Genomic DNA, 22,892 nt, shown 5'->3' with positions numbered 1-22,892 from the left:
CCGAGGTCTTCGCAAAGGCTTGATTCTTTTCATTTTTCGATCGTCCTTAACCATCCGTTCACAATTTCGTCGCGGATGTGGCGAAATTAGGGAAACATTAGCCATACTGCATATTCCTTTATATCTAAGGGCTTAGCGCTACGTCCAGACGGTTTGACGCCGAAACTCAGAGGGGCCCGGAAAGCGGGGTCGACGCTCTGACCGCGAACAGGCAGCCATATCAAATAAACACGTTATTTCAGGCCCCTGCTCTTAACTATGTATAAAGTATTGGTTGCGCGCGAGCCATCCGGGCGCTTGTGCCCCTGGTGGTTAACGGTTAGTTTCCGCTAATATGAGTCAGAGGGGAGTATAAGCAATTATGCTGGGGCGGTTCATCAAGGGGCCAAGCGAACAGCAGGCAATGGTAAAAGTCGAGCCGCTGGCGGTGCCGCCTGTTGCTCAGCCCGTTTCGCCGGCGGCCGACATTGAAACACATGGTGACGATTTTCTGACGCTCAAGGTCGAGATTCATCGCCATCTTATCGATCGGTTCAACCTGACCGCGCTTGAAAGTGCTTCCAAGGATGAGATCCTGAACGAGATCCGTCCGATCGTGCGCGAGTTCGTTCGAAATCGGAACGTGCCGCTGAACGCCCGCGAACTCGATCAATTGACCAGCGATACCGCCGACGAGATGCTGGGGCTTGGGCCGATCGAGCCATTGCTCAAGGACGATTCGATTACCGACATCATGATCAACACCCACAAGCGCGTCTTCATAGAGCGGCGTGGCGTGATCGAGGAGACGGCGATCCGTTTCCGCGACGAGGCGCATTTGCTGCGCGTCATCAACAAGATCGTATCGGCGATCGGCAGGCGTGTCGATGAATCGTCGCCGATGGTCGATGCACGGCTGGAAGACGGCTCTCGCGTCAACATCGCGGTGCGGCCGGTCTCGGTCGACGGCCCTTTGGTGTCGATCCGCAAATTCTCGAAAAATCCCTATTCGCTCGAGCGTTTGATGGCATTCAATTCGATCCGCCCGCCGATGATCGAACTGCTGCGGATCGCCGTGCAGGCGCGCAAGTCGATCCTCGTTTCGGGCGGCACCGGCAGCGGCAAGACGACCTTGCTCAATGCGCTGTCGAGCTACATCCCCTCCAGGGAGCGGCTGATCACCATCGAGGATGCGGCGGAACTGCAATTGCAGCAGCCGCATGTTGGCCGGCTGGAGACGCGTCCGCCCAATGTCGAGGGAAGGGGCGAGGTTCGCCAGCGCGAATTGCTGAAAAACGCCTTGCGCATGCGGCCGGATCGCATCATCGTCGGCGAGGTGCGCGGCGAGGAAGCCTTCGACATGCTGCAGGCGATGAACACGGGCCATGAAGGCTCGATGACCACCATCCATGCCAACACGCCGCGCGATGCAATCTCGCGGCTGGAACAGATGGTCGGCATGGCCGGCATGCCGATGACGCACGATTCGATCCGCGCGCAGATCGCCTCCGCCATCGACATCATCGTGCAGACACAGCGTCTTTCGGACGGCGGCCGGCGTGTCACCTCCATATCGGAACTGACCGGCATGGAGGGCAATGTCGTCCAACTCCAGGAAATCTATCATTTCGTCCGCCGTGAGGTCACGGCCGAGGGCAAAGTCATCGGAGATTTTCGCGCAACCGGTGTCCGTCCGCGCTTCGCTCCGGAGGCCGCGACTCTTGGCCATCATTTTGCCAAGGACGCCTTCAACCCGCAGGTTGCCCTCTGATGCTGACGGGTCAAACTCTGCTTTACTTCATCTATATGCTGGCGGCGGCTTCGGTCATTCTCGCCGGCGAAACTCTCTATCTTTCATTTGCCGGCCGCCGCTCCCGGTCTCTAGCAGTTAATCGCCGATTGAAGCGGCTCGCCGGCGACGTCCCGGCCGAACAAACGTTACAGGGATTGCTGCGCGAGCGCGGCCTCACGGACTCCGGCGACTTTCTTTTCGGTATGGTCTGGTTGAACAGGCTCTATACCCAATCCGGCATCACCGGAAATCCCCTGACGTTCGCTGCGACGTTCCTGCTTGCGGGTCTGGCGATGGCGCTGCTGCTGGCGATCCTCTTCAATTCTTCCGCTTTGGCATCGCTCATTGTCTTTCTGGTCGTAGGGCTTGTCTTGCCGCTTCTCGTCCTCCGGCGCGCCCGCAACAAGCGAATCCGGAAGTTTGCCAAACAGTTGCCCGATGCGCTCGACATGATTGTCCGTTCGCTGCGCGCCGGGCACCCCGCTTCGGTAGCGATCGGTCTGGTCGGGCGCGAAATGCCCGATCCGCTCGGCACGGAGTTTGGCATCGTCTCCGATGAAATCACCTTTGGCCTCAGCATCGAGCAGGCCGTGCGAAAGCTTTCGCAGCGTGTCGGCTTCGAGGGCCTTCAGTTGCTGTCGGTATCGCTGTCGATCCAGGCCAAGACGGGCGGCAATTTGACCGAAATTCTGGCCAATCTTTCCTCGGTTCTGCGTGAACGGCAGAAATTGCGAATGAAAATCAGGGCGCTTTCGGCCGAAGGTCGCGTCTCCGCGTGGATCATCTCCTTGTTTCCTGTTGTGATGTTCTTCACACTTCAAATCCTTGCCCCAGCCTATTACGGCGCCGTCTGGGGCAACCCGCTCATCTTCCCGATATTCCTGATTTTCGGATTGTGGGCGCTGCTTGGCGACTTCATCATGTACCGGATGGTTACTTTCGATTTTTGACTGGGAGCGACGAAAGAAATTGTTTTCGAACATGGACCTGGGCTTCTTGGTGTCTATTGCCGTCTTTGTGACGGCGGTGTCCTTTTTCCTGTTCGGTGCGCTTGTCTTCCTCCCGGCTCTGCAGACACGAAAACTCGTCGCGCAGAGCCTGATGGGCAAAGGAATTACAGACCGCCGATCGATGCTCGGACAAGACCAGCTTGCCAAGCTTGCGGCGCAGCGGCCGGTCGACGCCTATTTCAAGTCGATCGAGAAGGAGCGCGATGAGCCAAATGCCCTGGAGGCGAAGCTGTTTCGCGCCGGCTTTTATCAATCAAGCGCACCACTGATTTATACGCTAAGTCGCCTGATCGCCGTCTGCGTCGGCTTTCTGGCAATGTATGCACTCCTGTCGCGCGCTCTGCCGCCGCACCTGCCAGGTTTCATCACCCTTGCTGGTTCTGCCCTGTTCGGGTTGGCCTGCATCGTGCTTCCCGCCATTCTGCTCGACCGTTTCGAGAACAGCCAGAAACAGGTCTATCGTCGAGCCTTCCCTGACTTCATGGACATGATGATCACCTGCGCCGATGCCGGCATGAGCTTGGAGGGGGCAGTCGAACGCGTCAGCCATGAAATGGCCGCCACCCACAGATGGCTGGGAATACAGCTGTCGATCATGAATTTGCAGTTGCGTGCTGGCAAGCCGTTGCGGGAAGCGCTACGCGAACTCTCAGATCGCATCGGACTTGACGAGGCGCGGGCACTGGCTGTCCTCTTTAGGCAGTCGGAAGAACTCGGTACCAGTCTCACCGACGCACTGCGTGTTTATAGCGCCGAGATGCGTGGGCAAAGAATCCTGAGTGCAGAGGAACGCGCCAACTCTTTGCCTGTGAAAATGATGATTCCGTTGGGGCTTTGTATCTTCCCTGTGGTTATGATGGTTATCATGCTACCGGTGATCATCCGCATGAGGGGCATTTTGTTCTAAGTGCGTGTATGATCTGATTCTAATATGAGGTCCGAGATCCTTGGGGGAATCTGTATGAAGAGGGCTATCGCGGCGGCGTTCTGCCTGTTGACGGTTTTGCTTGCCGGCTGCCAGACGGACGCCACCGACGGTGTCGTTCGCACCAACGAGCCATCGAAAGGCGACGTGACGTCCTTCGGCGATGCTTTCGACGGGCTGAAGACGGTCAGCGACGTCGAATATTACGCCTCCGACCAGGCTGTTGCCGAAGCCAAGAACCAGTTCCGCGCCGAGAACTACGGCAATGCCGGTGCTCTGTTCTTCAAGGCGACGCAACTTGCCCCCAATGATGGCAACGCCTGGATGGGATTGGCCGCCTGCACCGACCGGATACATCGCTTCGATCTGTCCGACCGGGCGTATGCCCGTGCCTTCAAGCTGGTCGGGGCGACGCCCGAATATTACAACAATGTCGGTTATTCCTATCTGCTGCGCGGCAAGCTGCAGAATGCACGCAGCAATTTCCTCAAGGCCTACGAACTGGCGCCCAACGATCCGACCGTCGCCAACAATCTGAAGCTTCTGTCGTCAAGCGTGCAGAATATCGAGCGCTAGCATGCTGCTCGTCGAAGCGCTGGTGCTGAAGGTCCTCGCCATCCCTCTGCTGGCAAGGATTGGCTGGCTCGACTTTACCACCCAGAAGATATCGAATCGCGACGTGCTGCTGTTGCTCTGCCTGGGGGCGGGGGGCCTGCTGCTGCTGTCGCTCCAATCCGGGTCCTGGTGGGACATGGGGCTCAGTGCCCTTGCCGGGCTTCTGTTGTTCGTTGCGCTCTTCCCGTTCTGGGCCTTGCGCAAGATCGGCGCGGGCGACGTCAAGCTGATCGCCGTGGTGCCATTTTTGATCGGTGGAACCGATCTGGTTGTGTTTTCGGTGCTGCTGTTGGTTTTCGCCCTCGCCACCGCCGCGATCGTGAAAAACCCGTTCATGCTGCCTGCCGGTGCTTTTCGGCTCATTGTCCAGCATTTGGATCGCAAAGGCGTGGTGCCATTCGGAGTTCCGATCTCGATAGCCGCGATCTGTACGATAGCGTTCCTGATCTACAAAAGTTTGGTGCTGGCGAGCGGTTCTGGAATCCTCAACCAGCTTAACTGAACCGCTCAGCCGCAAACGAAAAACCCGCCTGCGCGGCGGGTCACTGGCGCAAATCAGCACCATGGACAAAGATGTACCATAGCTGAGGTCACAAAATCAAGAAAAAATTCCTATCGTGAAAAGCTAACGGCACAAAAGCTGCCGCCGAACCGGCTGTCGTCAGGTCTTTTGTGAACCTGAGTTCGGAGCCCTACGGGACTGAGGACCTTGCCGAGCAATCAGGTCGATGGCTAAATAAACGATCACAGGGAGAAGGCAGCATGGCACTTCACCTTTCGGCGGATGCCCCGGTCTCAGTCGCTCCGCAGAAATATCTCTTTGGTCCGTTCATCGACTTTTTCATGCTTGGCGGAAGCGCGTTCCTGATCCTGCCGGTCCTGTATTTTGTGCCGCTCAAATACGAAGGCCTCGTGGCGCTGACGGCGTTCTTGCTGTCCCATCTCATCAACCAGCCGCACTTTGCCCATTCCTACCAGATTTTCTATCGCAATTTCGGGCGCAAGCTGCGCGGTGACGGATACGACAGGAATCTCCAGCTTCGTTACATTTTCGCGGGCATTGTCGTCCCTTTGGCCATGTGCGCTTTCTTTGCCTATGGCTCGGTAACCGGGAACGCTCGCCTGCTGGGATATGCCACCAATGCGATGGGCTTTTTCGTCGGCTGGCACTACGTCAAGCAAGGCTACGGCATGCTGATGGTGGACGCCGTGCTGAAGCGCAAATTCTTCAGCGATCAGGACAAGAAAGTGTTGCTGTTCAACGGCTATGCCGTGTGGCTGTTCGCCTGGCTCCAGACAAACGCGGTGATCACCGAAAGGCAGTACTGGGGCCTGGATTACTACACATTCGCCGTCCCGCCATGGCTCCTCGACATCGCGCTCGCGGTCGCCGCTGCTTCCTCGGCGGCCACCGTCGTGATGTTCGTCAATCGCTGGCGCAAGCATGGTGGCGCGCTGCCGTATAACGGCGTCGTCGCCTATGTCGTCACCCTTTATGCCTGGATCCTGTTCGTGACGATAAATCCGCTCTGGCTGCTCGTGGTGCCTGCGCTCCATTCGTTGCAGTACCTGGCGGTGGTCTGGCGTTACCAGACCAATGTCGAGCGTGACCGCGCGGATGCGGTCAAAGATCCGGAATTCAAGGTCCTGTCCATTCTCGGACCGTTGTACAGGCTGCGGGTGCTGATATTCATCGTCGCCGGCACAATTCTTGGCGCGCTTGGTTTCTGGCTCGTGCCGATGGCGCTGACCGCCCTGGTTCCCTACGACAAACAGGTGCTCGGCTCGTCGCTTTTCCTCTTCATCGCGTGGATATTCATCAACGTGCACCACTACTTCCTGGACAACGTGATGTGGCGTCGCGGCAACCCGGAAGTGTCGAAATACCTCTTCCGCTAGGCGCTTGCGGATCCTCTTCGGCCACGCCCACCATTGGACGATGTCGCGCTCGAAAGACGGTCCACGCGATGCATTGCGGGTAAAATACCCGTTTGGAACATTATTTGCCGACAGGCCATAATATGCAGCGCTGGCGTTCTTCCATTCGGACCAGATTGGCGTGCCCATTGCTTTGATCGGCGGTCGTCGCGTGCCACTTTGGAGGCGCGATCCGTGCTCGGATCTCCTGCCTGTGGTCGCTTCCACTTCTCCCAGGCAAGGCAGAGAAAAGAAGGAACCCGACCATGCCCAGGATTGTGCCGGTGCTCGATCTCAGCCGTCTCGAACAAGGTGCGTCCGAGCATCGCACCTTTCTCCTGGACCTGCGTACGGCGGCCCGGGACGTCGGCTTCTTCTACCTCGGCGGCCACGGAATTTCCGCCGCGGAGATCGACGACGTGCTCGATGCCTCGCGCCGGTTCTTCGCATTGCCGGAAGCCGACAAGCTGGCCATCGAAATGGTCAAGTCCCCGCAGTTTCGCGGCTACACCCGCGCCGGCGGTGAACTGACCAGGGGCGCGGCCGACTGGCGCGAGCAGCTCGACATCGGCGTCGAGCGCCAGCCCATCCCGCAAGGGCCGGGAGTAGCACCCTGGACGCGGCTGCAAGGGCGGAACCAGTGGCCCTCGGCACTGCCGGATCTCAAGCCGGCGCTGCTGGCGTGGCAGACCAGGGCGACGGCGGTGGCGATCCGGCTGCTGAAAGCCTTCGCACTGTCGCTCGATCAGCCCGAGGACGCGTTCGACGCGATCTACCGCGACTCGCCCAACCATCGTATGAAGATCGTGCGCTATCCCGGCCGTGACGCGACCGGTACCGACCAGGGCGTCGGCGCGCACAAGGATGGCGGCTTCCTGACCCTGCTGCTGCAGGACGACAACAAGGGGCTGCAGGTCGAATATGACGGAAGCTGGGTGAATGTCGACCCGCTCCCCGGAACGCTGGTCGTCAACATCGGTGAACTGCTCGAACTGGCGTCGAATGGCTATCTGCGCGCCACCGTGCACCGCGTCGTCACACCGCCTGCCGGCGTCGAGCGGATTTCCGTTCCCTTTTTCTTCAGTGCGCGGCTCGATGCCACCATCCCGCTTCTCGGCCTTTCCGAGGAACTGGCGGCGCAAGCGCGCGGACCGGCAAGCGATCCCGACAATCCATTGTTCCGCGATGTCGGCACCAATGTGCTCAAGAGCCGGCTGCGTTCACATCCCGACGTGGCACGCCGCCACTATGCCGATCTTCTCGAGACCGGAGCCGCGGGCTCGTGAGAGGCTGCTGAGCACGTATTTTTGTCGTTTTCGATATTTTTTGGAATTCCATTCGTCGCCAAGCCGTCGAAATAAGCTCAAATAGGTAAAATCGTTCGGCGGTTTCCTCCCATTCCGCTGGACGGTGTTCCCCTCTGAAGGTTTTGACCTTCTTTTGGCCGGGCCGTATTCGAGCCCGGCCATTTTTCGTGCTGGTTTCGGACGGCGCAATCATTTCCGCATCGAGGCAGTGTTGAGGCATAGGTTATTCAGCCAGCCGAACCCCACATCGCATCCGGCACCACCACCAGCTTGCCGACGAAATCCTTGGCGATGAAATCCGCCTGCGCATGGTGGAAATCGGAGAGCTTGTAGACGCCGCCGACCAGTGGCCGGATTTTCTTCGCCTCGATGTACCCGACGATGCGGCGAAAATCCGCGCGCGTGCCCTGGCTCGAGCCGTGCAGCTGCAATTGCTTCAGGTACATGGTCCTGAGATCGAGCTGCACGACCGGGCCGGCGATCGCGCCGGCGGTGGTGTAGCGGCCCTCGGGTCTCAAAATACGCAACAGGTCGTTGAAGATGGCGCCGCCGACGAGGTCGGCGACAACGTCGATCGGCTGGCCGCCGGTCGCCTCGGCCACCGCTTGCGGCAGGTCTGCAACGCCACGGGTGATGACAGCCTCGGCGCCGATGTCGCGCACCGCCTGCTCCTTGCCCCTGCCGACGACGGCATAGGGGACGGCGCCGCGCGCCCGTGCCAATTGCACGATGCCGGAGCCGACGCCGCCCGAGGCGCCGGTGACCAGCACGCGTTCGCCGGCTTTCAGGCCCGCGCGTTCCAGCATCTGTTCGCCGGTCAGATAGGCGCAGCAGAAGGTGGCGAGTTCAACATCGGTCATGTCCGTGTCGACGACATGGGCATTCTCGGCCGGCACGGCCTGGTACTCGGCGTAACCGCCGTCGCGGCCGTGGCCCATATAGTCGATGTCGGCGAGCGAATCGTCGTCGCGGTTGTAGATTGAGAAATCGACCATCACCCGTTCGCCGATACGGTCAGGCGAAACACCCTCGCCGACAGCGGCGATGGTGCCGACAGTGTCGGTGCCCTGGATGCGCGGGAAGCTCAGCGTGTTGCCCTGGCGCCGCCATGTCGACACCGCGGCCGCGTCCTCCTCCGTGCCATAGGCGCCCTGGCGCACCCAGACATCGGTGTTGTTCATCCCGCAGGCGCTGACTTTCACCAGCACCTCACCAGGAGCAGGCGCGGGCACTTTCACATCACCGCGGTAGACTAGTTTTTCCGGACCGCCGTGCCCGGTAAGCAGCACGGCGGCCATGGTGGCGGGGAGGGTTCTGGTCATGGCATTCTTAGTCATGGCGTTCATGGTCGATCTCAGAGATTGGCGAACACGCTCTTGACCGCATCGGCGGTCTTCGAAACGACGATGTCGGCTTCCTCACGGGTCAGGCAGAGCGGCGGCGCGAAGCCCAGGATATCACCCTGCGGCATGGCGCGGCCGATGACGCCGCTTGCGGCAAGCGCTGTCGCCACCTGCGGCCCGATCTTGAGCGAAGCGTCGAAGAACACCCGGTCGTCCCTGTCTGCAACGAACTCGACCGCTGCCAGCATGCCGTCGCCGCGCACGTCGCCGACATGTTTGTGACCGCCGACCGCCTTGGCCAGCTCGGCGCGGAAATAGGCGCCGGTCTCGCGCGCATTGGTCACCAGGTCCATCTCGTCGATCAATTCGAGATTGGCGACGCCGGCGGCAACGCAGATCGGATGCGCCGAATAGGTCCAGCCATGACCGAGCGAGCCGAGCTTGTCGGAGCCTTGCACCAGCACCTGCCACATCTTGTCGGCGACGATGACGCCCGATAGCGGCGCGTAAGCCGAGGTCAGACCCTTGGCGATGGTGATCAGGTCCGGCTTGATGCCATAGTGGTCGGAGCCGAACATGGTGCCCAGCCGGCCGAAGCCCGTCACCACTTCGTCGGCGACCAGCAGCACGTCGTATTTCTTCAGCACCGCCTGGATCTTTTCCCAGTAGAAGGCGGGCGGCGGCACGATGCCGCCGGTTCCGAGGATCGGCTCGCCGATGAAGGCGGCGACCGTTTCCGGCCCCTCCGCCAGGATCATCTCCTCGAGCTTGTCGGCGCAGTGTTGCGAGAACTGCTCCTCGCTCATCGAGCGGTCGGCGCGGCGGAAATAGTAGGGCGCCTCGGTGTGCAGGATCGGCGCGCGCGGCAGGTCGAAGGCGTTGTGGAACAGGTCGAGCCCGGTCAGCGATCCCGTCATCACGCCCGAGCCGTGATAGCCGCGCCAGCGCGAGATGATCTTCTTCTTCTCCGGCCGACCGAGCACGTTGTTGTAATACCAGATCAGCTTGATGTTGGTTTCGTTGGCGTCCGATCCCGACAGGCCGAAATACACCCTCGACATGCCCTTCGGCGCGCGGTCGATGATCATCTTGGCCAGCGTTATCGAGGCCTCGGTGCCGTGGCCGACATAGGCGTGGTAGTAGGCGAGGTTCTTCGCCTGGGCGGCGATGGCATCGGCGATCTTCTGACGGCCGTAGCCGACATTGACGCAATAGAGGCCGGCGAACGCATCGAGGCTCTTCTTGCCATTGTTGTCCCACACGGTGACGCCTTCACCGCCGGCCATGATGCGCGTCGGGCTCTCGCCACGCGCGTGCGTGCCCATATGGGTCGAGGGATGGAACAAGTGATCGCGATCCCAGGCGGCGAGTTCGTTGGACTGGTCGAGCATTTTTTGACTCCTTGAGGGATGGCCGGACGAATTACGAGATGTCCAGGCAGAGATACTTCAGATCGGTGAAGGCTTCGAGCCCGTGGCGCGAACCCTCGCGGCCGATGCCGGATTGCTTGACGCCGCCGAACGGGATCGGCGCGCCGGTGATCTTGACGCGGTTAATGGCGACCATGCCGTAGTCGAGCGCGCGGCCCATGCGCTGCTGGCGAGCGCCGTTCTCGGTCACGACATAGGCGACGAGGCCATATTCGGTGGCGTTGGCACGGGTGATCACCTCGTCCTCGCTGTCGAAAGGCGTCACGGCGGCAACCGGACCAAAGGTTTCCTCGCGCATGATCAGCGCCTCATCGGTGACATCGGCCAGCAGCGTCGGCTGGTAGAATAGCGTCCCGGTCTCATGGCGCTTGCCGCCGGTGAGACAGCGGGCACCGTGGGTCAGCGCGTCGGCGACCTGTTCCTCGACCTTCTTGACGGCGCGCTCATGCATCAGCGGACCGATGTCGGTATCGTCGGCAAGGCCATTGCCGGTCCGCAGCGTCTCGATGCGCTGGGCGAAAGCTGCGCAGAAGCGATCGTAGATCGGACGCTGGATATACATGCGGTTGGCGGCGAGGCAGTCCTGGCCCGACGTGGCGAATTTGGCATCGATGGCAATGTTAAGCGCTTTGTCCAGATCGGCATCGGCAAAGACGATCAGCGGCGCGTGACCGCCAAGCTCCATCACCAGCCGCTTCATGGTCGGCGCACTTTGCGCGGCGATCAGCCTGCCGATCTCGGTCGAGCCGGTGAAGCTCATGGCGCGAACGCGCGGATCTTCGCACATCCGTCCGACGATTGTCGCGGCTTTGCCGGTGACGATGTTGAAGACGCCTGCAGGCAGGCCGGCGCGTTCGCCAAGTTCGGCCAGCGCCAGCGCCGACAACGGCGTTTCCGAGGAGGGATGCGCGACGATGGTGCAGCCGGCGGCCAGAGCTGCCGCCGCCTTGCGGGTCAGCATCGCCGCCGGAAAATTCCACGGCGTGACGACACCGACGACACCGAGCGGTTCACGCCGCACCATCATTTCGGCGTTCGGCAGATGGCTTGTGACGCTCTCGGCGTTCAGCCGTTTTGCTTCTTCGGCATACCATTCGACGAAGGAGGCGGCATAGTCGATCTCGCCGAGCGACTCCCGCAGCGGCTTGCCCTGTTCCAGTGTCATCAGCAGAGCGAGGTCTTGCTTTGCGGCGATGATCAGCTCGAACCATTTTCGCAGGATCCTCGAGCGCTCCTGCGGCAACAGCGACCGCCACGCCGGAAAGGCGCGCGCGGCGGCATCGATCGCCTTTGTCGTCTGCTTGCCATCGAGCGCGGCGACGAAAGCGACGGTGGTGCCGGTGGCCGGATCGGTGACTTCGAAGCTTCCGGCGGCTTCGCTTGCCGTCCAGTGCCCATCGATATAGGCGAGCTCACGCAGCAGCCGGCGGTCGACGAGGCGATCGAGCGCTTCATGGCGATGCGAGCGGGCAAAATGCGCGGACATGGTTCGAGGCCTCCCGGTTCGGAATGATGCGGGGAAGACTATCCGTCCTATGCGGACAGAGAGGCTGTTTGGACAGCCCCATAGAGAGAGATTGTCTCTATTGGCCCGTGGGCGCAGATGATCTCTCTACTGGCCGATGGGCGCTACTAAACCCTGGAGATTGGCCGAAAGCTCCCCGCCTTCGTCATCCTCGGGTCTGCGCCGCGTCGCTGCGCTCTTTGCTCCGCCCGTGGATGACGAAGTGACGGGTGTTTCGATCAGTCTCCTGGGGTGTACAGTAGGGGAGATCGACCTCAAGCCGACGCCGGCAAAAGGTCGGCTATGGGCAGCGCAATCTCGTCCTTCACTGTCTTGATGACGATGTAGGTGAAGTAGCGATCGATGCCGATTTCACGCTCGAGCAAGCCATCGACCAGGCGCTGGTAGGCGTCGATGTCGCGCGCCATCACCTTCAGCACATAGTCGACGCCGCCGCCGACGGACCAGCAGGCGACGATCTCGGGAATGTCGCGGATGACGCGCTCGAAGCGGTCGAAATCGGCCTGGCGGTGGTTGGCCAGCGTCACCTCCATCAGCACGGTGGCGACGGGGGCGACGACGCGCATGGCGATCCTGGCGTGATAGCCCGAGACGATGCCGGCCTTTTCCAGCTTGCGCAGCCGCATCCAGCACGGCGTCGGCGACAGGCCGACCTGTTCGGCCAGCGCCAGCTTGGTGATGCGTCCGTCTCGCTGGATGGCGTCGAGGATTTTCAGGTCGATCGGGTCGAGTTTCGCTGAAGTCATAAGGGCCCACTTTTTCGTCGACGGTACCATGAGGGCGCATTATTTCGATTGTCAATTGCACTGATTTCGATCTCTAATAAGTCATGACATTGTGGCGTCCCGATCCCAAGCTCATCCGACGGCCAGCCTATCAGTCGCTTGCCGACCAGTTCGCGCGCGCCATCCATGACGGGCGCCTTGCCAATGGTGCGCGGCTGCCGACCCACCGCCGACTGGCCGACGACCTCAAACTTTCGGTGCAGACCGTCAGCCGCGCCTATGAGGAATTGATCCGCCGCGGCCTGATTTCGGGCGAGATCGGCCGCGGCAGTTTCGTCCAGACGCAGCGCCGCGAGCCGGAACCGCCTTATCTGCCGGAGCGGCTCGGCGAAGTCATCGATCTGTCGATCCTGAAGCCTGTCTGCGAACCGATGCATCTGGAGCGGCTGAAGCAGGCGCTGGGCTGGCTGGCGGAGAATCTGCCGTCGAGTTCGGCACTTTCGTTCCGTCCCAACATGGTGTTTCCACGTCACCGCGCGGTGGCGGTCGAATGGCTTCGACTGTGCGGGCTCGACACCTCCGCGCAGAACATAAGCCTGACCAACGGCGCCACCGCCGGCATGACGGTGGCGCTGATGAGCGTGGCGCCGCCGGGCTCGACGGTTGCCACCGAGGCGATCGGCCACCATACGCTGGTGCCGCTGGCCCGCTATCTCGGCTTCAACCTCGAGGGGCTGCCGATTGATGACAATGGGCTGATCCCGGAAGCGCTGGACGAGGCTTGCCGGCTTTCCGATATCCGCGCCGTCTTCGTGCAGCCCTCGGTGATCAATCCGACGGCGACGCTGATGGATGCGGCGCGGCGCGAGCAGATCGCCGCCGTCGCACGCAAGCACGACATCGCCATCATCGAGAACGATGTGCTCGGCCCGCTGGTCGAGGACCGGCCGCCGCCGGTCGCCGCGTTTGCGCCAGAGCGCACGCTCTACGTCACCTCCTTTACCAAGATCGTGGTGCCAGGCTTGCGCATCGGCTATCTCGCCGCGCCCGACCGCTATGTCGCCGCCGTCGCCAACCGGCATCTGGTCTCGAACTGGATGGCGACGCCGCTGGTGGCCGAGATCGCCACCAAATGGGTGACCGACGGCACCGCGATGGAACTTGTCCACTGGCAGCGCGCGGCGCTGCGTCGGCGGCTGGATATCGCGGCGGAGGTGCTGGCCGGGGTCGACTATCGCGCCCGGCGCGACGGGCTGCATGTCTGGCTGCAACTGCCCGCCGACCGCGCCGAGGAAAGTTTTGTCGCCCAGGCCCGGCTGCAGGGCGTGGCGATCGCGCCCGGCACATCCTTCCGCATTTCGGATGCGCCCTGGCATCCGGCGGTGCGCATCTCGCTGGGCTCGACCACTGAAGGGGAACTGCGCGCCGGCCTCGGCGTTGTCACCAAGCTTTTGCTTGGCGATCCGGAACATCTGTTGCTCGCTATCTAGGCCGAAGTGCTCGGAAATTGTGCGGAATCAGAATAATTGTCATGGTATTATTTTCCCAATTGACATGATTTGGCGCGTTCCGCATCGTTAAGAGCATAGACCTCTCCAGGACGGGGAACCGCAGTGCCCACGCCCATCATCAAGATCGACGCCATTTCCAAAAGCTTCGGCACGTTCAAAGTGCTGGACGGCCTGTCGATGCAGGTCATGCCTGGCGAGAAGCTGGCGCTGATCGGCCCGTCGGGCTCGGGCAAGACGACGATCCTGCGCATCCTGATGACGCTGGAGCGCATCGATGGCGGTCATATCCAGATCGACGGCGAGCAACTCTACCACATGGAGCGCAACGGCCAGTTGCTGCCCGCCGACGAGCGGCACCTCACAAGGATGCGCCAGAAGATCGGCATGGTCTTCCAGCTGTTCAACCTGTTTCCGCACAAATGCGTCATCGACAATGTCACTTTGGCGCCGATGCTGACCAAGGGCACGCCGCGTGCGGCCGCCGAAAAGCGGGCGATGGAACTGCTCGAGATGGTCGGCATGGCCGACAAGGCTAAAAGCATGCCGGCGCAATTGTCCGGCGGGCAGAAGCAACGCGTCGCGATCGCCCGAGCACTCGCGCTGTCGCCGAAGATCATGCTGTTCGACGAGGTGACGTCGGCGCTCGATCCGGAGTTGGTCGAGGAGGTGATGAACGTCATGCGCAAGCTCGCCGCCGAAACCGACATGACCATGCTGCTGGTCACCCACGAGATGGGTTTTGCCCATGATTTCGCCGACCGGGTGCTGTTCTTCGATCGCGGCAAGATCGTCGAGGAAGGCAAGCCCGACGAGATTTTCCGCAATCCAAAGCAGGAGCGTACGCAAGGCTTCCTGAAGAAGATCATCGCGGCCGGACATCGCGTCTGACCGCAATGCCAGGGGTGGCGAGGCCATCCGGAACAAAAGCAAGACAAGAAACAAGGAGTTGGGAACAATGAAGAAACTTGGCATTCTGGCCGGTGTCGCCGGCCTTGCGCTAACCGCGGTGCTGGCCGCCTCGACCGCCGGTTCGGCCGACGACAGCAAGCTCGAGCAGCTCAAGGCGCAAGGCTTTGCCCGCGTCGCCATCGCCAACGAGCCGCCCTATACGGCGGTCGCCGCCGACGGCAAGGTTTCGGGCGCTGCGCCCGATGTGGCGCGCGAGATCTTCAAGCGCCTCGGCGTCGCCGACATCGTCGCCTCGATCTCGGAGTACGGCGCGATGATCCCCGGCCTGCAGGCCGGGCGCTTCGACGTCGTCACCGCCGGCCTGTTCATGAAGCCGGAGCGCTGCGCCGCCGTTGCCTATTCGGAACCGGTGCTGTGCGACGCCGAGGCGATGCTGGTGAAGAAGGGCAATCCGAAGGGTTTCAAGAGCTATGAGGATGTCGCCAAGGACGCCACCGCAACCATCGGCGCGCCCGGCGGCGGCACCGAAGAGAAACTGGCGCTCAATGCCGGCGTGCCGCGCGAGCGTGTCATCGTTGTGCCGGATGGCCAGAGCGGCGTGAAGATGCTGCAGGATGGCCGCATCGACGTTTACTCGCTGCCTGTTCTGTCGATCAACGACCTGGTCAAGAAAGCCAATGATCCGAACCTCGAAGTCATCGCGCCGGTGCAGGGCGCGCCGGTCTATTGCGACGGCGCCGCCTTCAAGAAGGGCGACGAGGCGCTGCGCGACGCCTTCGACGTCGAACTGGCCAAGCTGAAGACATCGGGCGAGTTCGCCAAGATCATCGAGCCCTACGGCTTCTCGGCGGCAGCGGCGATGTCGACGACGCGCGACAAGCTCTGCGCGGCGAAGTAGGGCTTTTCTTTTTCCTTCTCCCCGTTTCACGGGGAGAAGGTGGCCCGAAGGGCCGGACGAGGGGCAGCGCCAACTTCTGAGAGTTTAGCGCCGCCCCTCATCTGCCTGCCGGCACCTTCTCCCCGTCAACGGGGAGAAGGAGCTAAACCAACGTTGGAACCTAGATGACCCAGTGGTCCGGCTATGTCGGCCTGATATTGCAGGGAGCGCTTGTCACCATCGAGCTGACGCTGATGGGGTCGGTGCTTGCCCTGTTCATGGCCTTTCTCGCCGGGATGGGGCGGCTGTCGCGTTTCTTCGTGCTGCGCGCGCTGGCCACCGCCTATATCGAATTCTTTCGTGGCACCTCGATCTTCGTGCAGTTGTTCTGGGCCTATTTCGTGCTGCCTTTTGCCGGTATTTCGCTGACGCCGCTGCAGGCCGGCGTGCTGGCGCTCGGCCTCAATGTTGGTGCCTATGCCGCCGAAGTGGTGCGTGGCGCCATCCAGTCGATCGGCCGCGAACAATACGAGGCCTGCACCGCGCTCAATCTCGGCCGCTGGCAAGCCATGCGTCACATCATCTTGCCGCAGGCGCTGCTGGTGATGTTGCCCACCTTCGGCAACAACGCCATCGAACTGCTCAAGGCGACCGCCGTTGTGTCGCTGATCTCGCTCACCGACCTGACCTTCCAGGCGCAGGTGGTGCGCGCCCAGACCGGTAACACCATGGTGCCCTTCACCACCATCCTGTTCATCTATTTCATCCTGGCGCTGCTCATCTCATGGGGCGTGCGCTCGCTGGAACGCCGCATGGCGCGCGGCCTCGATGGGATGCGCGTCTGATGGCGAATGCCTTTCTGATAAATTGGGCCTGCTGATGGAATGGGATTGGAATTTCGTCTGGGAAATCATGCCGACGCTGATCCAGGGGGTGAAGATCACCATCCTGGCGACGCTGCTCGGTTCGGTGCTGGCGGCGATCGTCGGTCTTGGCATCGCGCTGGCGCGCCGCTCGCCCAACAAGGCGTTGTCGCGCACGGTCGGCTTCCTGGCCGAGTTCATTCGCGGCACGCCGTTGCTGGTGCAGCTCTATTTCATCTTCTACGTCCTGCCCGACATCGGCATCCTGTTGCCGCCGCTGGTGGCCGGTGTCATCGGGCTCGGGCTGCACTACGGCACCTATACGGCGGAAGTCTACCGCGCCGGCATCGACAATGTGCCGCGCGGCCAATGGGAGGCAGCCAAGGCGTGTAATCTCGGCGCCAGGCAGACCTGGACCCACATCATCATTCCGCAGGCCATTCCGCCGATGATCCCGGCGCTGGCCAATTATTTCATCGCCATGTTCAAGGAAACGCCGCTGCTGTCGGCGATCACCGTGCTGGAGTTGATGAACCAGGCGAAAAGCGTCGCCAACACCTATTATCGCTACATCGAGCCGATCACGCTGGTCGGTGCTTTCTTCCTCGTCATCAGTCTGTTTTCGGTCATTCTGCTACGCTGGCTGGAACGCCGCTACGGCAAGATCGAGAGGTAACCGATGAAACCCTTGCCCGAGATAAAGGTCTATCCGAAACGGCCGTCACTGGATGCGCGCCCGCTTGAGCGTCGCGTCGGCCTGATCATCCTAGCCACCGACCACACCAGCGAGCCGGATTTTCGCCGCATGGTGGCGAGCGAGCGGATCGGCGTCTACGTCGCGCGCATTCCCTACGCCAACCCGACGACACCGGAAAATCTGCGCAAGATGCAGCCGGCGCTGACGGCGGGCGCGGCCCTGATCCTTCCGGATGAGCCGCTTGATGCCATCTGCTATTCCTGCACGTCGGCCTCGGTGGTGATCGGCGATGCCGAGATCGAGGCCGCGATCCAGGCCGCCAAACCCGGCGTGCCCGTCGTCACGCCGCCGAGGGCGGGCGTACGCGGGCTGCGTGCGCTCGGCGCAAACAGGATCAGCATTCTCACGCCCTACACGGTCGAGACATCTAGGCCGATGGCGGCCTATTTCGCGGCGCGGGGGTTCGACATCGCCAGCTTCACCTGTCTCGGCTTCGAGGACGACCGCGAGATGGCGCGCATCGCCCCGGCAGCGCTTGTCGATCTGGCGCGTGATGCGACCGATGCCAGCGCCGACGCGCTGTTCGTGTCCTGCACGGCGCTGCGTGCTGCCCTCGCGGTCACCGGCATGGAAAAGGCGATCGGCCGTCCCGTGGTGACCAGCAACCAGGCGACCGCCTGGAATTGTCTGCGGCTTTGCGGCGACGAGACAGCCCATCCCGAATCCGGCCGTCTGATGACGCTGCCATTGCCGCGTGATTGATGATCATGACACAGGTTACGCTAGAACACATTCGCGCCGCGCGTGAGCGCATCGCCGGCAAGGTCGAGCGTACGCCGACCGTGCTGTCCCCGAGTCTTTCCGAACAGTTGGGCGCACAGGTTCACCTCAAGCTCGAACATCGCCAAACCACCGGCAGCTTCAAGCTGCGCGGCGCCTCGAATGCCGTCGCTTCGCTGAGCGCCGACGAGAAGGCGCGCGGCGCGGTCGCGGCGTCGACCGGCAATCATGGCCGGGCGCTTGCCCATGCGGCGAAGCTCGAAGGCATGCGCGCGGTGATCTGCATGTCGCGGCTGGTGCCGGGCAACAAGCTCGACGAAATCCGCCGGCTTGGCGCGGAAGTCCGCATCGTCGGCAACAGCCAGGACGATGCCCAGCAGGAAGTCGATCGGCTGGTGGCGCAGGAGGGGCTGGTGATGCTGCCACCCTTCGACCATCCTTCCATCATTGCCGGGCAAGGCACGCTCGGGCTGGAGATGATCGAGCAGGTCCCGGATGCTGCCCTCGTTCTGGTCCAGCTCTCTGGCGGCGGGCTCGCCTCCGGCGTTGCCGCAGCCATCAAAGGCGTCAATCCCGGGACAAAAATCATCGGCGTTTCGATGGCGCGCGGTGCGGCGATGAAGGCCAGCCTCGATGCCGGCCATCCGGTGCTGGTGGAGGAGTTGCCGACGCTGGCGGATTCGCTCGGCGGCGGCATCGGCCTCGACAACCGGCTGACCTTCGCCATGTGCCGCGACCTGCTTGACGATGTCATACTGCTTGGCGAGGACGAGATCGCCGCCGGGATCCGCCATGCCTACGAACGAGAACGCGAGATCGTCGAGGGCGCCGGCGCGGTCGGCATCGCGGCGCTGCTCGCCGGCAAGGTCAGGTCGGACGGGCCGGTGATTGTTCTGCTTTCCGGCCGCAACATCGACATGGACCTGCACCGCAAGATCGTTTGCGGCGAGGCACCGTCGCTCAAGGAGCGCGCAGCATGAGCCGGATTACAATTCTCACCGAAGCTGAATTGCGCGCGATCGTGACGCTCGATCTTGATGCCGTAGCCTGCATTGAAAACGCCTTCCGCGCGCTCGCCACCCTGCCGGTGGCTATGCCGCCGATCATGCGGCTCGACATTCCCGAGCATCGCGGCGAGGTCGACGTGAAGACCGCCTATGTGCCGGGCATCGATGGCTTCGCCATCAAGATCAGCCCCGGCTTCTTCGACAATCCGAAGCTCGGCCTGCCCAGCGTCAACGGCATGATGGTGCTGTTGTCGGCCAAAACCGGTCTGGTCGAGGCGCTGCTGCTCGACAATGGTTATCTGACCGACATCCGCACGGCCGCCGCCGGTGCCGTCGCCGCCAAACATCTGTCGCGGCAGGACTCGTCGGTTGCCGCGATCTTCGGTGCCGGCGTTCAGGCCGGGCTGCAACTCGAAGCGCTCATGCTGGTGCGGCCGATCGCCGAGGCACGCATCTGGGCGCGCGATGCCGCCAAGGCAGAGATGACCGCCGCTGCCTTGCGCGAAAAGCTCGGCATCACCGTACGCGTCGAATCCGACCCTGCAAACGCGGTCGTCGGCGCCGACATAATCGTCACCACGACGCCGGCGACCGAGCCGCTGATCAAGGCGGGGTTTGTTTCCGCGGGCCAGCACATCACCGCGATGGGCTCCGACGCCGAGCACAAGAACGAGATCGCCCCGGCAATCCTGCGCATGGCCGATCTCTATGTCGCCGACAGTGCCCGCCAGACGCGGCGCCTGGGCGAACTGCATCATGCCATCGCGGCGGGTGTGGTGGCTGGCGATGCGGAGGTGACCGAACTTGGCCAGATCATCGCTGGCGCAAAACACGGCCGGCGTTCGGCCGGGGACATCACCATTGCCGACCTGACCGGCACCGGCGTGCAGGATACGGCAATAGCCACGCTCGCCCGCGACCGTGCGCGGGCGGCCAATTCCGGGACCATTTTCGAAAGCTGATGCTGGCCGCAGGAGCATGATCCGGAAAAGCGGGAAGCGGTTTTCCGGAGAAATCATGCTCAAACAAGAAAATTAGCATGATCCGGAAAAGTGGGAACCGGTTTTCCGAAGGGATCATGCTCAAACAAGAAAATTGACTGGAGCCAGATTCAACGAAGTTGAAGCGGGTTCCGAGGCCCAACAAACGAGGACCAAGAACAATGCAGCCGAACCTGAAATTCTCGCGAGGCGAATATGCAGAACGCCTAGCCAAGACGCGCAAAGCCATGGAAGCGAAGGGCGTCGACCTCTTGATCGTCAGCGATCCCTCCAACATGGCTTGGCTGACCGGCTATGACGGCTGGTCGTTTTATGTGCATCAGGCCGTCATCGTTCCGCCGTCGGGCGAGCCCGTGTGGTATGGCCGCGGCCAGGACGCCAACGGCGCCAAGCGCACCGCCTATCTCGCGCATGACAACATCGTCGGCTATGCCGATCACTATGTGCAGTCGACCGAGCGCCACCCGATGGATTTCTTGTCGAGCGTGCTTGCCGATCGCGGCTGGGGCAAGCTCACCATCGGCGTCGAGATGGACAATTACTGGTTCTCTGCCGCCGCTTTCGCATCGCTGCAGAGGCATCTGCCCAACGCCCGCTTCGTCGACGCCACCGCATTGGTCAACTGGCAGCGCGCGGTCAAGAGCCCGACCGAGATCGACTATATGCGCAAGGCCGCCCGCATCGTCGAGGCGATGCACCAGCGCATCGTAGACAAGATCGAGGTCGGCATGCGCAAATGCGATCTCGTCGCCGAGATCTATGATGCCGGCACGCGCGGCGTCGACGGCCCAGAGGGGCGAATTGGCGGCGACTATCCGGCGATCGTGCCGTTGTTGCCGTCGGGGGCCGACGCCTCGGCGCCGCATTTGACCTGGGACGACAAACCGATGCAGCGGGGCGAGGGCACCTTCTTCGAAATCGCCGGTTGCTACAACAGGTACCATTGCCCACTGTCGCGCACCGTTTTCCTCGGCAAGCCGACGCAGGAATTCCTCGATGCCGAGAAGGCAACGCTGGAGGGCATGGAAGCGGGCCTGGCGGCAGCGAAACCCGGCAACACCTGCGAAGATATCGCCAACGGCTTCTTCGGCGTGCTGAAGAAATACGGCATCGTCAAGGACAACCGCACCGGTTACCCGATCGGCCTGTCCTATCCGCCGGACTGGGGCGAACGCACGATGAGCCTGCGTCCCGGCGACCGCACTGAGCTCAAACCGGGCATGACCTTCCATTTCATGACCGGGCTGTGGCTGGAGACGATGGGACTGGAAATCACCGAATCCATCCTGATCACCGAAACCGGTGTAGAGTGCCTGGCCAATGTGCCGCGCAAACTGGTGGTGAAGGATTGAACCCGATGTCGAGTCTACGCCCATCACCGATCGCGCCGACGGTGGATTTCGACCGTGACGGCGTCCAGCATGGTTTCCTTCGTCTGCCCTACAGCCGCGACGATTCGGCGTGGGGCTCGGTGATGATCCCGATCTGCGTCATCCGCAACGGCGAGGGGCCGGCAGCACTGCTGACCGGCGGTAACCATGGCGACGAGTATGAGGGGCCGCTGGCGCTCTACGATCTCGCCCGCACGCTCGATCCCAAGCATGTCAGCGGTACGGTGATCATCGTGCCGGCGATGAACTATCCGGCCTTCCGCGCCGGCACACGCACCTCGCCGATCGACAAGGGCAATATGAACCGCAGTTTTCCCGGCCGGCCGGACGGCACGGTGACCGAGAAGATCGCCGATTATTTTCAACGTGAGCTGCTGCCTCGCGCCGACATCGTGTTCGACTTCCATTCCGGCGGCAGGACACTGGACTTCGTGCCGTTCTGCGCCGCGCACACTTTGCCCGACAAGCCACTGGAACAGAAAGCTTTCGACGCGGTTGCGGCATTTTCTGCCCCGTTCTCGATGCGCATGATCGAGATCGACGCTGTCGGCATGTACGACACGGCTGCCGAGGAGATGGGCAAGGTCTTTGTCAGCACCGAGCTTGGCGGCGGCGGGACCTCCCGCGCGCAAACCGTACGGATCGCGCGGCGCGGTATTCTCAATGTGCTGCGTCATACCGGCATCGTTGCCGGGGCGGTCGAGAAGAGCCCGACGCAGTGGCTCGACATGCCATCGGGCGATTGTTTTTCGTTCGCCGAGGATGACGGCATGATCGAAACCATGATCGATCTTGGCGAGCCCGTCGAAGAAGGCGCGGTGCTGGCCCGCATCCATTCCACCGGTCGCACCGGCATCGCCCCCCAGGAAATCCGGGCAAAAATGTCGGGCATGCTGGCGGCGCGGCATTTCCCCGGCCTGGTCAAGGCCGGCGACTGCGCGGCGGTCTTGGCTGTGCACGTCTGAAGCTTGAACCCTGCGGCAAGGTTGTCCGTCCCAGCTTGTTTCCGCCCTTCGGCGCGGCGGAAAGAAGCAGGATGGCGAGCAGAGTCGACATTGCATGAAGATGTCACTATATAGCGGCGGCTTCGATCCGCGCGCCTGAGGGCAGCACCCCGAAGCAACTGTAAATGTGTTGTGTGTTGCGCCATCTATTGTGACGAAAATCGGCTCGGAAACCGGAAAAAAGCAAATAGAAACAATGCGCAACGCTGGGCGAGACCCAGCCAACGGTACCGACTCCTCCAGAATCAGAAAATGTTCTTGACCCCTCGATTTCCTATGGCTCT

At 62.0% G+C, this 22,892-nt stretch carries 21 protein-coding genes; 17 read left to right on the top strand and 4 right to left on the bottom strand.

Annotated features, from left to right (window positions below; translation table 11 throughout):
* The first annotated feature begins 361 nt into the window (after positions 1-361).
* The 7 genes from NKG99_RS25685 (at position 362) to NKG99_RS25655 (ending at position 7,524) form a co-directional block, all read left to right on the top strand.
* A complete protein-coding gene (locus tag NKG99_RS25685; RefSeq protein WP_352871661.1) occupies positions 362-1,750 on the top strand; it encodes a TadA family conjugal transfer-associated ATPase in 1,389 nt (462 codons plus the stop codon).
* Positions 1,750-2,721, top strand: coding sequence for a type II secretion system F family protein (locus tag NKG99_RS25680; RefSeq protein WP_352871660.1), 972 nt, complete (start codon positions 1,750-1,752; stop codon positions 2,719-2,721). Before NKG99_RS25685 ends, NKG99_RS25680 begins: the two co-directional genes overlap by 1 nt.
* Positions 2,722-2,752: 31 nt before the next feature.
* Positions 2,753-3,688, top strand: coding sequence for a type II secretion system F family protein (locus NKG99_RS25675; RefSeq protein WP_352871658.1), 936 nt, complete (start codon positions 2,753-2,755; stop codon positions 3,686-3,688).
* Positions 3,689-3,742: 54 nt separating this feature from the next.
* Entirely contained in the window at positions 3,743-4,282 is a 540-nt protein-coding gene (locus NKG99_RS25670) for a hypothetical protein (protein ID WP_352871657.1), read from the top strand.
* 1 nt (position 4,283) lies between these two features.
* Positions 4,284-4,823 (top strand): prepilin peptidase, encoded by a 540-nt coding sequence (locus NKG99_RS25665; protein WP_352871656.1) that lies wholly within the window; start codon positions 4,284-4,286, stop codon positions 4,821-4,823.
* Positions 4,824-4,993: 170 nt separating this feature from the next.
* Positions 4,994-6,220, top strand: coding sequence for a hypothetical protein (locus NKG99_RS25660; protein ID WP_352871655.1), 1,227 nt, complete (start codon positions 4,994-4,996; stop codon positions 6,218-6,220).
* Between the two features lie 284 nt (positions 6,221-6,504).
* The gene (locus tag NKG99_RS25655) at positions 6,505-7,524 is read left to right on the top strand and encodes an isopenicillin N synthase family dioxygenase (RefSeq protein ID WP_352871654.1); all 1,020 of its coding nucleotides are present in this window, start codon (positions 6,505-6,507) and stop codon (positions 7,522-7,524) included.
* A gap of 248 nt (positions 7,525-7,772) precedes the next feature.
* Here the strand turns inward: NKG99_RS25655 and NKG99_RS25650 are convergent, their stop codons facing one another.
* From NKG99_RS25650 to NKG99_RS25635, 4 genes are all read right to left on the bottom strand, one after another.
* A complete protein-coding gene (locus NKG99_RS25650) occupies positions 7,773-8,882 on the bottom strand; it encodes an alcohol dehydrogenase family protein (protein WP_352871707.1) in 1,110 nt (369 codons plus the stop codon).
* A 17-nt stretch (positions 8,883-8,899) separates the two neighbouring features.
* Positions 8,900-10,279, bottom strand: coding sequence for an aspartate aminotransferase family protein (locus tag NKG99_RS25645; protein WP_352871653.1), 1,380 nt, complete (start codon positions 10,277-10,279; stop codon positions 8,900-8,902).
* Positions 10,280-10,310: 31 nt separating this feature from the next.
* On the bottom strand, positions 10,311-11,804 hold the full coding sequence (locus NKG99_RS25640; protein ID WP_352871652.1) for an NAD-dependent succinate-semialdehyde dehydrogenase: 1,494 nt from the start codon (positions 11,802-11,804) through the stop codon (positions 10,311-10,313).
* A 293-nt stretch (positions 11,805-12,097) separates the two neighbouring features.
* Complete coding sequence (locus tag NKG99_RS25635) at positions 12,098-12,589, bottom strand: Lrp/AsnC family transcriptional regulator (protein WP_352871651.1); 492 nt, start codon at positions 12,587-12,589, stop codon at positions 12,098-12,100.
* A gap of 83 nt (positions 12,590-12,672) precedes the next feature.
* Here NKG99_RS25635 and ehuR point away from each other — a divergent pair, with 83 nt between their 5' ends.
* The 10 genes from ehuR (at position 12,673) to doeB (ending at position 22,569) form a co-directional block, all read left to right on the top strand.
* Entirely contained in the window at positions 12,673-14,058 is a 1,386-nt protein-coding gene (ehuR, locus tag NKG99_RS25630; RefSeq protein ID WP_352871650.1) for a MocR-like ectoine utilization transcription factor EhuR, read from the top strand.
* A 123-nt stretch (positions 14,059-14,181) separates the two neighbouring features.
* Positions 14,182-14,967: an ectoine/hydroxyectoine ABC transporter ATP-binding protein EhuA gene (gene ehuA, locus NKG99_RS25625; protein ID WP_352871649.1), complete on the top strand. Its 786-nt coding sequence runs from the start codon at positions 14,182-14,184 to the stop codon at positions 14,965-14,967.
* 67 nt (positions 14,968-15,034) lie between these two features.
* Positions 15,035-15,886 carry an ectoine/hydroxyectoine ABC transporter substrate-binding protein EhuB gene (gene ehuB / locus NKG99_RS25620; RefSeq protein ID WP_352871648.1) on the top strand — a complete coding sequence of 284 codons (852 nt, stop codon included), beginning with the start codon at positions 15,035-15,037 and terminating at the stop codon, positions 15,884-15,886.
* 164 nt (positions 15,887-16,050) lie between these two features.
* On the top strand, positions 16,051-16,710 hold the full coding sequence (gene ehuC / locus NKG99_RS25615; RefSeq protein WP_352871646.1) for an ectoine/hydroxyectoine ABC transporter permease subunit EhuC: 660 nt from the start codon (positions 16,051-16,053) through the stop codon (positions 16,708-16,710).
* Between the two features lie 34 nt (positions 16,711-16,744).
* A complete protein-coding gene (gene ehuD, locus NKG99_RS25610) occupies positions 16,745-17,404 on the top strand; it encodes an ectoine/hydroxyectoine ABC transporter permease subunit EhuD (RefSeq protein ID WP_352871644.1) in 660 nt (219 codons plus the stop codon).
* Positions 17,405-17,407: 3 nt separating this feature from the next.
* Entirely contained in the window at positions 17,408-18,187 is a 780-nt protein-coding gene (eutA, locus tag NKG99_RS25605) for an ectoine utilization protein EutA (RefSeq protein ID WP_352871643.1), read from the top strand.
* A gap of 5 nt (positions 18,188-18,192) precedes the next feature.
* Positions 18,193-19,185, top strand: coding sequence for a hydroxyectoine utilization dehydratase EutB (gene eutB / locus NKG99_RS25600; RefSeq protein ID WP_352871642.1), 993 nt, complete (start codon positions 18,193-18,195; stop codon positions 19,183-19,185).
* Positions 19,182-20,174 carry an ectoine utilization protein EutC gene (eutC, locus tag NKG99_RS25595; protein ID WP_352871641.1) on the top strand — a complete coding sequence of 331 codons (993 nt, stop codon included), beginning with the start codon at positions 19,182-19,184 and terminating at the stop codon, positions 20,172-20,174. Before eutB ends, eutC begins: the two co-directional genes overlap by 4 nt.
* A gap of 200 nt (positions 20,175-20,374) precedes the next feature.
* Complete coding sequence (gene doeA, locus NKG99_RS25590; protein ID WP_352871640.1) at positions 20,375-21,565, top strand: ectoine hydrolase DoeA; 1,191 nt, start codon at positions 20,375-20,377, stop codon at positions 21,563-21,565.
* A gap of 5 nt (positions 21,566-21,570) precedes the next feature.
* The gene (gene doeB / locus NKG99_RS25585) at positions 21,571-22,569 is read left to right on the top strand and encodes a N(2)-acetyl-L-2,4-diaminobutanoate deacetylase DoeB (RefSeq protein ID WP_352871639.1); all 999 of its coding nucleotides are present in this window, start codon (positions 21,571-21,573) and stop codon (positions 22,567-22,569) included.
* Positions 22,570-22,892 lie beyond the last annotated feature (323 nt).

It is taken from the genome of Mesorhizobium sp. M1409, assembly GCF_040317535.1.
GTDB lineage: Bacteria > Pseudomonadota > Alphaproteobacteria > Rhizobiales > Rhizobiaceae > Mesorhizobium.
This window is presented reverse-complemented; position numbering and strand designations above follow the sequence as displayed.